The 12879-nt window shown below is 49.8% G+C and carries 9 protein-coding genes and 1 pseudogene; 4 read left to right on the top strand and 6 right to left on the bottom strand.

The annotated features are described in order from the left end of the window. Positions 1–745: 745 nt before the first annotated feature. From HMPREF0636_RS04770 to HMPREF0636_RS04790, 5 genes are all read right to left on the bottom strand, one after another. Positions 746–1654: a nucleotidyltransferase family protein gene (locus HMPREF0636_RS04770; protein ID WP_044168868.1), complete on the bottom strand. Its 909-nt coding sequence runs from the start codon at positions 1652–1654 to the stop codon at positions 746–748. Between the two features lie 27 nt (positions 1655–1681). Beyond that, complete coding sequence (locus tag HMPREF0636_RS04775; protein ID WP_044168869.1) at positions 1682–3076, bottom strand: lytic transglycosylase domain-containing protein; 1395 nt, start codon at positions 3074–3076, stop codon at positions 1682–1684. 11 nt (positions 3077–3087) lie between these two features. Further along, positions 3088–3678: a DUF5683 domain-containing protein gene (locus HMPREF0636_RS04780; RefSeq protein WP_248616877.1), complete on the bottom strand. Its 591-nt coding sequence runs from the start codon at positions 3676–3678 to the stop codon at positions 3088–3090. Positions 3679–3905: 227 nt separating this feature from the next. Further along, the gene (locus HMPREF0636_RS04785) at positions 3906–4808 is read right to left on the bottom strand and encodes a ParB/RepB/Spo0J family partition protein (RefSeq protein ID WP_044168873.1); all 903 of its coding nucleotides are present in this window, start codon (positions 4806–4808) and stop codon (positions 3906–3908) included. A gap of 3 nt (positions 4809–4811) precedes the next feature. Further along, entirely contained in the window at positions 4812–5576 is a 765-nt protein-coding gene (locus HMPREF0636_RS04790) for a ParA family protein (RefSeq protein WP_044168875.1), read from the bottom strand. 935 nt (positions 5577–6511) lie between these two features. Here HMPREF0636_RS04790 and HMPREF0636_RS04795 point away from each other — a divergent pair. Together HMPREF0636_RS04795 and fumC are read left to right on the top strand one after the other, a co-directional pair. Then, on the top strand, positions 6512–8197 hold the full coding sequence (locus HMPREF0636_RS04795) for an AMP-binding protein (protein WP_005468978.1): 1686 nt from the start codon (positions 6512–6514) through the stop codon (positions 8195–8197). A gap of 205 nt (positions 8198–8402) precedes the next feature. Continuing rightward, on the top strand, positions 8403–9800 hold the full coding sequence (gene fumC, locus HMPREF0636_RS04800) for a class II fumarate hydratase (RefSeq protein ID WP_005468979.1): 1398 nt from the start codon (positions 8403–8405) through the stop codon (positions 9798–9800). Between the two features lie 387 nt (positions 9801–10187). On the opposite strand, the gene HMPREF0636_RS08455 is transcribed toward fumC, so the two are convergent. Next, positions 10188–10340: a hypothetical protein gene (locus HMPREF0636_RS08455; RefSeq protein ID WP_155807291.1), complete on the bottom strand. Its 153-nt coding sequence runs from the start codon at positions 10338–10340 to the stop codon at positions 10188–10190. 34 nt (positions 10341–10374) lie between these two features. Here HMPREF0636_RS08455 and pta point away from each other — a divergent pair. Beyond that, positions 10375–11396 (top strand): annotated as a pseudogene (gene pta, locus HMPREF0636_RS04805) (phosphate acetyltransferase). A 32-nt stretch (positions 11397–11428) separates the two neighbouring features. After that, positions 11429–12682, top strand: a complete 1254-nt coding sequence (locus HMPREF0636_RS04810; protein ID WP_044168877.1) for an acetate/propionate family kinase — start codon at positions 11429–11431, stop codon at positions 12680–12682. The last annotated feature ends 197 nt before the right edge of the window (positions 12683–12879 follow it).

Consider the following 12879-nt stretch of genomic DNA (forward strand, 5'->3'; position numbering starts at 1 on the left):
GTTGCAAAGGTAATGCTTTTTATTCTTCAATTCCAAATATAATTCCAAATTTATTGATCAGATTAAAGCTACACACGATATCATCAGACTTAAATTCAATAACTTAGGATGAGGAAAATTCGTAAGAAAATTTGGATCCACCCATACAACCCAAGATGCACTCCCCATAACCCAAGGCCGACAAGGGGGCATTTTTCAGACGTAGAGTGACTACCTCGTAGCTGAATCTCCGATATCTTACACCTCAATTGCCCTAGATAAGTATTTATATATGCTACACTATATTATATGTAGGGAGCAATTATAATCCAGACCAAGTTCGGTGACAACATCCTTTTTAGGGAGTTTGTGGAGAGGGACAACGAGTTGCCATAAGTCGCTTCAGAGACTTACCATAACTCTCTACAACGACTTACCATAACTCGTTTGAGCGAGTTACCATAACTTGTTGCGACGAGTTATGGTAACTCATTGGCAATGCTTCCAAGAATGAAAATAACATTTTGGTTTTCAGTGCATTGCAAAAAACACCAGATAAGGCAAAAAGTGGTCATCAAATAGCCTCTCCCACACAAGAAGATGCACAAAGGGGGCATGAGGAATCATAAGACGACATCTGTTGTATGGTTGCACTCTACAGAATGAGATGAAGGAGCACAAGGGATATACATAAAAGCGCAAGGGTAGGGCTACTGGGATTTGTAGCCCTACCCTTACGCAGTAAGTTTGAGGTTAGATGGAGATACTAGAAAAGTTTGCTTGGGTACTCGCCTGCGTCGACAAGAGATTGAATCTTAGCAACCACATCTGGGCGATCGGCAGCATAAGTAACACCAAACCACTGGTCTGGAGTATCCAACACTTCAACTGTCACCTTCTTCTCTGCGACAAGGAGATTAACTGGAAGCGGGATATAGTATTCAAACTTGGGGTTTGTATCCAGAGCCTTCAGGAAATGGCAGAAGAGTTCATTCGAGTAGTCAAAGTAATCTGGAGTAAAGCCCCACATATTCATTGACACAGGAGTGTTATCATCGAGATACTGCACCTCTCCATTCTCATCGGTGAAAGAGATGCGCCCATCCTCTCCTCGAGCAATAGCCGTTCGCTCAACTACCTCTGTTAGGAAGCCTCGCTCATCCACCTGACAGACACCGCGAGCGACTGTTCCGCTTTCGCTTAACGTATTACCGACACGATACCCAATCATGCAGTATTTATCCCTTGTGTCAGAGAAGCTACGTAGCTTATCCGCTAATGTGGCAAAACCATGGCGACCATAGAAGTCATCAGCGTTAATTACAGCAAAAGGCTCCTTGACAACAGCTTCGGCCATCATCACAGCATGGTTTGTTCCCCAGGGTTTCTCACGGCCCTCGGGGACAGTATAGCCAGCAGGGAGCTTATCCAGGTCTTGGAAAACCACTTCAACAGGGATTTTGTGTTCATACTTTGAGATAATCTTCTCACGGAACTCCTGCTCAAAAGTGTGACGAATGACAAATACGACCTTACCAAAGCCAGCACGGATGGCATCATAGATTGAATAGTCCATGATTGTTTCCCCCGAAGGACCAAGTCCATCCAGCTGCTTAAGACCTCCGTAGCGACTGCCCATACCAGCAGCGAGTACGACAAGAGTTGGCTGTTTCATTGTTTTATAGCTTGTTATTATTGATGATTACTTCTTATGTACCGAGATACTCTGCCCGACACTGAGGCGATCAGACTTCAGACCATTAGCTCTCTTGAGCTCAGATACAGAAACCCCGTACTTGTGAGCAATGGAATAAAGGGTTTCACCAGAGCGAACCTTATGCGTTGAGTGGCTATTTGCTTTGGCCTTTCTAGATTGCCTATCACGTTTAGATGCCCTATCCCTCTTCTTTGTCTTCGTGGTCGAGGTAGCCTCTTCTACTCCTTCTGTAGATTCTTTTTGACTTTTCTTGCCTACCGTACTACTACTTGGACCTTCAAGGTTGACTCGAAGCTCTGGAGAAGAGACCTCTTCACTCAAGCTATCTAACTTAATAATTGCAGAGAGAGGGAGGCGCACAGGATAAGGTTGGTTATTGCCAGGTATAATCCCACGACGGAACTGAGGGTTGAAGGCTGAGATGGTCTCAGTATCTACCCCAGTAAGCTCAGAGATACGATCAAAGGTCACACGATGAGAGGCTGTATAGTACTCAGTCGCTAAAGGACGCCCCAGTTCTCGTGGCACGATGCCGTACTCCCGATGGTAGTGCATCGCAAAGTAAGCACCTATAAAAAGTGGTATATAGCGACGCGTTTCGTTAGGTAGATAGCGATAGATTTCCCAGAAGTTAGGTTTCTCTATGCCAGTCCTTCGTAGGGCACGATTAACATTCCCCGGGCCACAGTTGTAAGCAGCTAGGACAAGCCACCAGTCGCCATAGATACGGTAAAGATCCTTCAGAAAGCGGCAAGCAGCCTCGGTGCTCTTCACTGGATCCATACGTTCATCTACAAGACTATTCACTGACAGACCATAGATCTTACCAGTAGGGAGCATCAGCTGCCAGAGACCAGCAGCACCAGCTGGAGAGATTGCTTTTGGATTAAGTGCCGACTCTACAATAACTAGGTAACGAAGCTCCATGGGGAGAGCGTTCTTATCTAGAGTAACTTCGATCTCTGGGAAGTAGAGATCTGCCAAGGAAAGCATAGAGCTCAGCAACCCTCTTCGGCGGAAAAGGTAGAGCTCAATGGCCTCTCTCACGAGAGGGTTGTAGCTAAATCGCATTGCTGAAGGCATCTTATTCAGCATGCGTATGTACACGCTATCAGGAGTATAAGGGATGGAAACAGATGAGGGAGTATAACGCGTACTCCCTCGCACACCCTTGTGCTGGCCATACCCACTATACCAGCGCTCAAGTAATCGCTCTACATCCTGATCAAGGGAAGCAGGTAGTGTAATAGGGTCTAGGAGCGCAGAGGCTAGTGTTAAGCTAGAAGTAGTACGTCCTCGTACACTATCCGTTTGCGCACGGAGCGAGAGTGTAGAGAGAAAGAGTAGAATGGTGGTGATTACCTTGATATAGGATTTCATATAAGATCCATTTAGAAGGTGAGGCTGCAGTTTACCCCCAGCTGAAACGAAGGGTTACCGAGCTTAGGCATTCCAACCTCGGGGACTACCTTGAGAGACAAATCAGGACTAATATCAAAGGTATATAGCTCAGCATCTACATACGCATCAAGGATAGACAGACCATATACAAGGACACTCACCACGATACTCAGGTCACGGTAGCGCCGATAGAAGTCATTTCCTCTTTTAAGCGTCTGTTTGAGTGAGGAGTATTGGGCATAATCCTCTGCCTTCGCCCCAGCTGGAGCAAAGACAAGCCAAGCAGTATTCTGTGCTGGATTCTCACTCATGATATCCCGATAGGCGGCATGATAATCTTGGTACTGCCGACTATTCCAAGATACGGAGTAGAAACAAGCCATGAATGCCCCCCATACAATTGGGAGCTTCCAATACTTACGATTATAGATCTGACCACCGCCTGGGAGTAGAGCCCATAGCATAGCCTTTCCCGAATGAGGCTTCCAGAGACTCGCCTCAATCGAGCGAGAGAGAGCTTTTGTTGTAAGGGTATCTTGTGAATAAGCCTGCGTCTGAATGCTATCTACATGTCTACTCAAACTATCACTCCACAAGTCTCTTAGATAAGGAGACGAGGTCTTCTGCTTCGATGCATACATTCGTCCATCAACCTGCTTTACAAGTGCGGGATAATCTCCCTCGCTCATAAAAATAGAATCTACAGGCGATGCCACAGCCCAACACCTACAGGTAAGAGCAAGTAGCACTACGAGAAGAAATGAATCAATCCGCACAAGCAAAACCAATGAATCGTCTAAGTAAGCCCTCAGTGCTGTATTCGCTCAAAGAGCTGCATGATTCGCTCTAGCTCCTCATCATTATCAAAGGGTATGGTGAGCTTCCCCTTACCCTGCGCATTGCACTTCAGGGAGACCTTGGAGGAGAGGACTTGATTTAAATGCTGCTCTAGCAGACGGTAATCTTCTCGCTTAGTAGCTTTAGGCTTCTTGGTCTGTGGTGCAGTTGGATACTCTTCCTTGGCACCCTCCTCTTTAATGGCACGAGCCAGCTCTTCTACGGCTCGCACACTGAGATGCTCCTGTAGGATGAGATTATAGAGCTCTATCTGACGCTCTGTGTCCTCTACCTGTAGGAGGGCACGGGCATGCCCCATATCAATGAGGCGCTGCGTTAAGCCTAGTTGAAGTTCGGCTGGGAGGCGGAGGAGACGGAGGTAATTGGTGACAGTCGCACGCTTCTTTCCTACGCGCTCTGCTAGCTCTTCGTGTTTGAGATGATGTGTCTCAATAATCTGCTGATAGGCCAGAGCAATTTCTATTGCATTCAGATCTTCCCGTTGGATGTTCTCTACAAGTGCCAGCTCCATCACCTCCTCTGGACGAGTAGGACGCACATATGCAGGTAGCGTTGCCAGCCCAGCCATCTGTGCCGCTCTCCAGCGTCGCTCCCCTGATATAATCATGTATTGGTCAGAGTCGATCTGCTGCACCGTGATAGGCTGCACGAGCCCTATGGAACGCAGGGATGCAGCTAACTCTGCAAGCTTCTCCTCATCAAACTCTCGACGAGGCTGATTACTGTTGGGTAGAATCTTCCCTATTAAGAGCTCTTGAATTGATGAGGCTCCTGCTATTGGCTCAGGCTCTCCGCCACCAAGCAGATCACCCAGCCCACGACCAAGGACACTCTTATGCTTTGCTTTTGTCATCTACTACTTATTCTTATTAATTAGCTCTGTGGCTAACTGCAAGTGGTTTACCGCCCCACGGCTATCGGCATCATAGAGTAGCGCAGGCAGGCCATGGCTAGGCGCCTCTCCCAGCTTGACATTACGCTGAATCACCGTCTCGAAAACAAGAGTCTTAAAGTGGCTCTTGACCTCCTCATAGATCTGATTATTTAGTCTCGTACGGCTATCATACATCGTCATAAGGAAGCCCTCTATCTCTAGCCTAGGGTTCAGGCGCTGGCGTACGATACGCACTGTATTTAGGAGCTTAGAGATACCCTCTAGGGCAAAATACTCACATTGCACAGGGATTAGTACCGAGTCTGAGGCAACAAGGGCATTAACCGTAATGATTCCCAGCGATGGAGAGCAATCGATCAGGATATAGTCGTACTGATCCACGATGGGTGCCAGTACCTCCTTGAGGACAAATTCTCTTCGATCTCGCTCCAATAGCTCTAAATCAGCCCCTGCAAGATCTATGTGTGAGGGGAGAATATCTAGCCCTTCAACCATCGAAGGGATGATGACCTCTTTTGCTGGAAGGCCAGAGCACAGACATTCATAGATGGTCTTGCCAATCTCACTACCCTCAACGCCAAGTCCAGAGGAGGCATTGGCCTGAGGATCCACATCGACCAAGAGTACACGCTTCTCCAGCGAAGCCAAAGAGGCTGCGAGATTTATCGCTGTTGTTGTTTTACCCACGCCTCCCTTTTGGTTGGCCAAGGCAATAATCTTACCCATTATATATAATAGCTCGTATCATCAAAACGCATCTTCCCTCAGCTGTAGTTCATTTATGGGGATCATACAGCCAAGTCAATCGGTTTCCAAAGCTACTATTTCTTACTGATATATTTATCCTTGATTGGCTATTCATCACTGGTAAAGCCCTCTAACCCCAAAGAGAAACTTCCGCTCCAGACTTCAAGAACCATACCCAGAAACGAAAAAACATAACAGCTCTAGCCTAGCAACGGCAGAACGCACAAACTCACAGATACACTTAGAGGGGATCTAGAAGTTTCTCCCCATAGCCCCGAATGCAAACTATGTCTATCTCTTAGGCTAAATGAACCTCAGGCTTAGAGTATGACCTAGCAGTATCTCAATCATGGAATTCCTCTCGATGGTGCACTCGTGGACTTTAGAGGGCTTATCATCTCTAAACTATGCAACGACCCACACTTTGAGCACAAAGTCGCAAAGATTGAAGGGGAATTTCATGAGGATGAGTCCGACAAACCTTGGTGGCCTTACCTTGATCGACTCAGAGAAATCCTCCCGACAATAGAGCCAAAGTACAATATCTAGCTCTCTGACCTTTCTTAGCCTCACCCTAAAGTAGCCCCAGCAACCACCCTCTAGGAGTACCAAGGAAACCTCATCGGAGGTATCCCCGATACCTCTAGAGAGGTTACGGGGAAAGCTATGGGGAGGTTACGGGGATACCTCTCCCAAGGTATCCCTTCGTCTTATTAGCAAGGTGTGAAAAGAGGGTCAAGAGGGTCGTAGTTTCCCCCAGAGGAAGGGGTGCAAGACTACGAGGTAAGGGGAAAAGGAGTATATTTGCACAGATTTTGAATTGTGTGCAGGATTAGTCTCCTTCGTGGCGCAATAAGCACAAAGCACACAGGTTTACTCAGCTTGACAAGACAGCATAACTTAGCTTTATAAGGATGATTGATAAGAACCTCATCTCACTCATAGAGGATAGCTTCAAGAAACATTGGCAGCAACCTGCGATGTCTAACTACGAGGGGCGATCCTATACCTACGCTCAGATGGCCGAGGAAATAGAGAAATGGCATCTCTTCTTCGCTCACCATGGTCTACAGCGAGGTGACAAGGTCGCCTTGATGGGAAAGGATTCGGCTGAATGGGCGACATTCTTCCTCGCCGTCATCACCTTCGGGGGTGTGATTGTACCCATCCTTCAGGACTTTCCCCCTCGTGATGCGATGCAGATCATCAGCCATTCGGAGGCCAAGCTACTCGGTATCAATGAGAGCCTTTGGAGTGCAATGAGTCCTGAGGAAGTACCTGCGATATCTGCCGTCTTGGACTTCCAAGAGGGAGGGCGCGTCCTCTGGGCTGTAGATCAAGCTGCGGTAGAGCAAGAGCAGAAGAAAGCGAAGGAAGACTTCGCAGGTCGCTATCCTAACGGAATGAAGCCCGAGGATATACATTATTACCACACCCCAAATAGCGAGCTCGTTGTACTGAACTATACCTCTGGGACGACTGGCTTTAGCAAGGGGGTGATGCTCTCAGGAAACAACTTCGCTGGGAACCTCGTCTTCTGTATGGAGCGAGATATCATTCGCTCCGAGGAGGTACTCTTATGCTTCCTCCCGATGGCCCACGTCTACAGCTGTATGATTAACTTATTCCTTGCCATCGCCTCTGGTACACACGTGGTCATCCTCGGCAAGGTACCCTCACCCAAGATCCTCGGGGTAGCATTTAAGAAGGTTCGACCCACCATCGTCATCTCTGTACCGCTGGTGCTGGAGAAGATCTACCAAAACACGCTGCAGCCTGTGCTTAAGAGTCGGAAGGTACGCTTCATGCTTTCCCTGCCCATCTTGCGGGGGATCGTTTACAGCAAGATCAGGAAGCAGCTCACCGAGGGACTAGGTGGAGCCTTTCGACAGGTGATTGTAGGGGGTGCAGCGTTAAATCCCGAGGTAGGAGAGTTCCTCAAGCGGATAGGCTTCCCCATCACAGTCGGCTATGGCATGACGGAGTGTGCCCCCCTAATCTCCTATGTGGATGCTCGACAGTGGCGTCTACGCTCCTGCGGTCAGGTGCTACACCCCTACATGGAGGCTCGTATCGCCCCCCTCGAGGAGAGTGAACACACGAGCAACGGACAGGACAAAGATGCCATAGGCGAAATCCAAGTACGAGGAGAGAATGTATGTATGGGCTACTACAAGAATCCCGAGCAGACCGCCGCCCTCTTCACCGAAGATGGATGGCTACGTACAGGTGACCTAGGGACGATGGACAGCGATCACTTCCTTTATATCCGTGGTCGCTCGAAGGCAATGCTCCTAGGGGGAAATGGACAGAACATTTACCCAGAGGAGATAGAGGCGAAGATTGGGCTTATTCCCTACGTACAAGAGAGCCTCGTACTCATGCGAGAGGGGAAGCTAGAGGCGGTAATTGTCCCTAATCAGCAACTGCTCGAGGAGCATGGGCTTAGCCTCGAGGAGGGATGGAAGCTCATCCAAGCACAGCGAGCAAGCCTCAACGAGCAAGTCGGGAGCTACGAGAAGGTACAGCGCTTCGAGCTACGCACGGAGCCTTTCGAGAAGACCCCCAAGCAGAGCATCCGTCGCTATCTATATAAGTAGTATTTAGGAGCTCCTCGAGAGCGACTATGAGGGCTTCGTTTCCTTGGGTCAGCGTGCTAAGCTGCTGGGGAAACGAAGCCCTTTTCATGTCATTCCTCTTTGCCTTCCTCCTACATACACCCTGTCGTTGCTGTGTAATTCGTTTTCTCTTGGTACTTTTGCGGTACATAAGTAAGCCTTACGTACAATTTTAAGATATATAGTAATGGACTACAGAATCGAAAAGGATACCCTTGGAGAAGTCAAGGTGCCTGCCGACAAGCTCTGGGGAGCTCAGACCGAACGCTCCCGCAACAACTTCAAGATTGGTCAGCCTGCCTCGATGCCCTTGGATATAATCCGAGGCTTCGCTTACCTCAAGAAGGGTGCAGCCTTTGCTAACCATGAGCTCGGAGTACTTCCCCTAGAGAAGCGTGATCTCATCGCAGCAGTCTGTGATGAAATACTCGCAGGGAAGCTCGACGATCAATTCCCGCTCGTCATCTGGCAGACAGGCTCGGGGACGCAGAGCAATATGAACGTAAACGAAGTCATTGCTAACCGCGCACATCAGCTCGCAGGGAAGACAATCGGAGAAGGAGAGAAGACCCTGCTCCCTAATGACGACGTCAATAAATCCCAGTCCTCCAACGACACGTTCCCCACGGGCATGCACATCGCCTGCTACAAGAAGGTCGTCGAAGTAACCCTCCCAGGTCTTCGCCAGCTACAGAAGGCACTTGACCGTAAGGCCAAGGAGATGGCTGACGTGGTGAAGATCGGACGTACACACCTGATGGATGCCACCCCACTTACCTTAGGCCAGGAGTTCAGTGGCTATGCTGCTCAACTAGAGCATGGCATTAAGGCCATAGAGAACACCCTCCCCCACCTAGCAGAACTTGCCCTCGGCGGTACAGCCGTAGGTACGGGGCTCAACACACCTAAGGGCTACGATGTCGTGGTTGCACGTCACATCGCAGAGTTTACGGGACTACCCTTTGTCACAGCACAAAACAAGTTTGAGGCACTCGCTGCCCATGACGCCATTGTCGAGAGCCATGGCGCACTGAAGCAGGTCGCTGTTTCCCTCAACAAGATCGCTAACGACATCCGTCTTCTTGCCTCCGGCCCTCGTAGCGGTATCGGTGAAATTATAATCCCAGCCAATGAGCCAGGATCCTCAATCATGCCAGGCAAAGTAAACCCCACGCAGTGCGAAGCTATGACCATGGTCTGCGCTCAAGTAGCGGGGAACGATACCACGATCTCTGTGGCAGGGATGCAAGGACACTTTGAGCTGAATGTCTTCAAGCCCGTGATGGCAGCAAACTTCCTGCAGAGCGCACAGCTCCTCGGTGATGCAGCTGTCTCCTTCGACATCCATTGTGTGTCAGGCATCGAGCCAAACCACCCACGCATCAAGGAGCTCCTAAACAACTCCCTCATGCTCGTCACGGCACTCAATACCCACATTGGCTATTACAAGGCTGCTGAAATCGCTAATGCCGCTCACCGCAACGGCACGACGCTCAAGGAGGAGGCTCTTCGCCTAGGCTACGTCAGCGCAGAAGATTTCGACAAGTGGGTACGTCCCGAAGATATGGTTCATCCTCTGGACTAAAGACTATAGTGCTCTTCTTAGGGGGGAGTAGGTGAAATAGCACTTCACCCTCCTACCCACCAACAGCAAGAGAGACGCTGAGGAAGCATTGGCTCCTCGGCGTCTCTGTCTTTTCTATTGGTTCAGCTAGTTCCTCATCCAACTGGGGAGGGCAAGCTGGATATACTGGAGCAACCTCACCCCAAGTCAGATATAAAGTCACATCAGTCATCTGCCCAACGAAGCAATCTTTCCCTCCTCAAGAGGATACACACAGCCAAGCAAAATCAACAAGCAAGACAGCCCCGAGAGTGCCACATACTGGTATCAAGGATATAACTCGATGCTCGCTACTCTATTCACTGATATATGCTGATACACTAGAGAGGGCCATAATCTAAGTTTAGACTAGTTTTCTTTATTTGATTTCTTTACCTCCTTCTTGATCTCTTCTCTTTCTTCCTTTTCCCAGTCACTTTCTTGATTTCCGTAGTTGATCCAACGTTTCTTTCTGACATCCTTCACTCTTCCATATTCCTTAGAATGCGTACCTTTGGGCATAAAGAAATCATTAAATATCAACTTTATCGTCGCTATGGACTTGATTCAAGACATTATTGACAGGGCTAAAGCTAACCCTCAACACATCGTTTTCCCTGAAGGCACAGAAGAACGTACACTCAAAGCAGCAGACCGACTCCTCCGGGATGGCATCGTCCGCATCACGCTCATCGGTGATCCCTACTCCATCCGCTCTCGTGCGCATGACCTTGGCCTACGCAACATAGAGAAGGCTACGCTGCTAGACCCCAAGAAGCACGCTAAGAAGCAAGACTACATTGACCTACTCCTTCAGCTCCGCAAAGCAAAGGGCTTGACGGAGGAGCAAGCTGCTATTCTCGTTGAGGATCCTCTCTACCTTGGCTGCCTCATGATTAAGGCTGGCGATGCTGACGGAGAGCTCGCAGGAGCTATCAACGCTACTGGTGACGTCCTGCGTCCCGCCCTACAAATCATCAAGACTACCCCAGGGATTAGCTGTGTGAGTGGTATCTTCATGATGTTCCTCCCCCATGGTGATTATGGCGACAATGGCCTACTCCTCTTCGCTGACTGCGCCGTGATGCCTAATCCTACAGCCACTGAGCTAGCACAGATAGCTATCTCCTCTGCGGAGTCCGCTCGTGCTATCGCAAATATAGAGCCACGTATCGCTATGCTTAGCTTCTCCACCAAGGGAAGTGCACACCACGAGATGGTCGATAAGGTTGTCGAGGCTACCCGCCTAGCTAAGGAGCAGGCTCCCGACCTTCAGCTCGATGGTGAGCTCCAGCTCGATGCAGCCCTCGTAGGCAAGGTTAGGTTGCCTCGCTCAAGGCTCCCGGTAGCCCTGTGGCAGGTAAGGCCAACGTCCTAATCTTCCCCACACTCGAGGCAGGTAATATCGGCTACAAGCTCGTCCAGCGTCTAGCAGGTGCCGAGGCTGTAGGTCCAGTCCTACAGGGTATGGCTGCTCCTGTCAATGACCTAAGCCGTGGAGCCTCCGTAGAGGATATCTACAAGATGGCTGCTATCACCGCTAATCAGTCCATAGCCCTCAAGGCCAAGAAGGGTTAGTCCTCACCAATCTCTGCATAGATACTTATATTATGAAGATACTAGTCCTAAACTGCGGTAGCTCCTCTCTGAAGTTTGCCCTCATTGAGCTCCCCACCTACAAGGTACTCACCTCGGGCAACGAAGAGCGTGTGGGCATCGCCGACCCCTTCATCACCTTCCGTAAGCCAGACGGCAAGAAGGAGGAGCGTCACCTCGACATCCCCAATCACACCCGTGGCGTAGAGATCATCCTTGACATCCTCAAGGAGGAGAAATTCGTCCACTCTTTTGATGAGATTGATGCCATTGGGCACCGCCTGGTACATGGTGCTGAGCGCTTCGCCGAGAGCGTACGTATCACCCCCGAGGTCATCGCTAAGCTCCACGAGTGTGCCCAGCTAGCTCCGCTGCACAACCCTGCGAACATCCTGGGTATCGAGGCTGTGACGAAGGTGCTCCCCAATACTCCTCAGGTAGGGATCTTCGATACGGCCTTCCACCAGACGATGCCCGAGCATGCCTATATGTATGCACTCCCCTATGCTTTCTATGAGAAGTACCGCATCCGGCGCTATGGCTTCCATGGTACAAGCCACGACTTCGTCAGCCACCGTGGAGCAGAGATCGCAGGTATCGACCTAGGGAACAGCCGTATCGTCACGGCACATATTGGCAGTGGAGCTTCCATGGCAGCGATCCTCAATGGTAAGAGCATCGATACCTCGATGGGCCTTACCCCGAGCGAAGGCCTCATCATGGGGACTCGTGCTGGGGATATAGATAGTGGTGTGCTGGACTTCCTGCTTACCAAGAATGACTTCGACCCTGAGTTCATCGCTCCCTACCTCAAGAAGGCTGAGCCAGGCAAGACGCACCTCGATCAAGCCGACCTAACCCACCTCCTGACCAAGAAGAGCGGTATCTCCGGTATCGGTACACAGGGCTCTGACATGCGTGACATCGCTAAGGCGGCAGGTGAGGGTAGCCATCGTGATGCACTCGCCATCGCTATGCATGCCTATAGGATCAAGAAGTATGTCGGTGCCTATGCCGCTGCCCTTGGGGGGATTGACCTCCTCGTCTTCACGGCGGGTGTAGGGGAGAACCGCCCTCCTATGCGTACGGATGTATGTAGTGGGCTGGAGTTCCTAGGCATCAAGCTCGATGAGACGCTTAACGCTCAGGCTGTCGGTGGCAAGAGCATGGTCATCAGTGCTACAGATAGCAGGGTCAAGGTAGTCGTCGTCGCTACAGACGAAGAGTACATGATTGCCAAAGACACATACGAAATCCTCACAAAGTAGTTGTCACGCACAATATCAAACCACAAGTCAAAGGGCTATACTCTATATCGGAGTATAGCCCTTTGAGCTATATAATGACGACTTCTTCTTCATGTTTTTCATCTGTGATATAAACTTCCTCCAGTGATTCTATCCAGCTCCCAATCCTAAGTTAGTTTCATTCTCTACTTCCCCCTAACCTCTATCCATGCTCCTGT

It is taken from the genome of Porphyromonas catoniae ATCC 51270, assembly GCF_000565015.1.
GTDB classification, from domain to species: Bacteria; Bacteroidota; Bacteroidia; order Bacteroidales; family Porphyromonadaceae; genus Porphyromonas; species Porphyromonas catoniae.